At 66.4% G+C, this 1,697-nt stretch carries 1 protein-coding gene; it reads left to right on the forward strand.

The features are described 5' to 3' along the window. Window positions 1–1,674: formate--tetrahydrofolate ligase (locus C7441_RS23660; protein WP_244916247.1), on the forward strand; the 1,674-nt coding region annotated here is incomplete at its 5' end. Window positions 1,675–1,697: the final 23 nt, after the last annotated feature.

Raw genomic sequence — 1,697 nt, forward strand, 5'->3', positions numbered from 1 at the left:
GAATTCAAGAGTGACATCGAGATCGCGCGGGGGGCCAGGAAGCGGCCGATCCAGGAGGTTGGCGGCAAGATCGGCATTCCCGGCGAGCATCTTCTGCCCTACGGCCACGACAAGGCCAAGATTTCGGCCGAATTCATCCAGGCGGCGCAGTCCAACCGCGACGGCAAGCTGATCCTGGTCACCGCCATCAACCCGACGCCGGCCGGCGAAGGCAAGACCACCACCACGGTGGGGCTGGGTGACGGCTTGAACCGCATCGGCAAGAAGGCGGTGATCTGCATCCGCGAGGCCTCGCTGGGGCCGAACTTCGGCGTCAAGGGCGGCGCTGCCGGCGGCGGCTATGCCCAGGTCGTGCCGATGGAGGACATGAACCTCCACTTCACCGGCGACTTCCACGCCATCACCACCGCCCACAACCTGCTGTCGGCGCTGATCGACAACCACATCTACTGGGGCAACGAGCAGCAGATCGACATCCGCCGCGTCGCCTGGCGCCGCGTCATGGACATGAACGACCGCGCGCTGCGCCAGATCGTCTGCTCGCTCGGCGGCGTCGCCAACGGCTATCCGCGCGAGGCCGGCTTCGACATCACCGTGGCCTCCGAGGTGATGGCGATCCTGTGCCTGGCCACCGACCTGAAGGACCTGGAAAAGCGCCTCGGCGACATCATCATCGCCTACCGCCGCGACAAGACCCCGGTCTATGCCCGCGACATCAAGGCCGACGGCGCCATGACGGTGCTGCTGAAGGACGCCATCCAGCCCAATCTGGTGCAGACGCTGGAGAACAACCCGGCCTTCGTGCATGGCGGCCCGTTCGCCAACATCGCCCATGGCTGCAACTCGGTGATGGCCACCACCACCGCCCTGAAGCTCGCCGACTATGTCGTCACCGAGGCCGGCTTCGGCGCCGATCTGGGGGCGGAGAAGTTCTTCGACATCAAGTGCCGCAAGGCCGGGCTGAAGCCGGCCGCCGCCGTCATCGTCGCCACGGTCAGGGCGCTGAAGATGAATGGCGGCGTCAAGAAGGAGGACCTCGGCGCCGAGAATGTCGAGGCGGTGAAGAAGGGCTGCGCCAACCTTGGCCGCCACATCGAGAACGTCAAGCAGTTCGGCGTGCCGGCGGTGGTGGCGATCAACCACTTCCACTCCGACACGGCCGCCGAGATCCAGGCGGTCAGGGACTATGTCGCGCAGATGGGCGAGGAGGCGATTGTGTGCCGGCACTGGGCCGAGGGCTCGGCCGGCATCGAGGAACTGGCGCACAAGGTGGTGGCGCTCGCCGAGTCGGGCGCGGCGCAGTTCGCGCCGCTCTATGCCGACGAGATGGGGCTGTTCGACAAGATCAACACCATCGTCCAGCGCATCTATCGCGGCGCCGAGGCGATCGCCGACAAGAGCGTGCGCGACCAGCTGCATGCCTGGGAGCAACAGGGCTACGGCCACCTGCCGGTGTGCATGGCCAAGACCCAGTACTCGTTCTCGACCGACCCCAACCTGCGCGGCGCGCCGACCGGCCACACCGTGCCGGTGCGCGAGGTCAGGCTGGCCGCCGGCGCCGGCTTCGTCGTCGTCATCTGCGGCGAGATCATGACCATGCCCGGACTGCCGAAGGTCCCATCATCCGAAAAGATCTTCCTCAACCAACACGGACAGATCGAAGGACTGTTCTGACGAATCCGCCGCTACGCGGCGCA

Origin of the sequence: Pseudaminobacter salicylatoxidans, assembly GCF_003148475.1 — a bacterium.
Lineage (GTDB): Bacteria > Pseudomonadota > Alphaproteobacteria > Rhizobiales > Rhizobiaceae > Pseudaminobacter > Pseudaminobacter salicylatoxidans.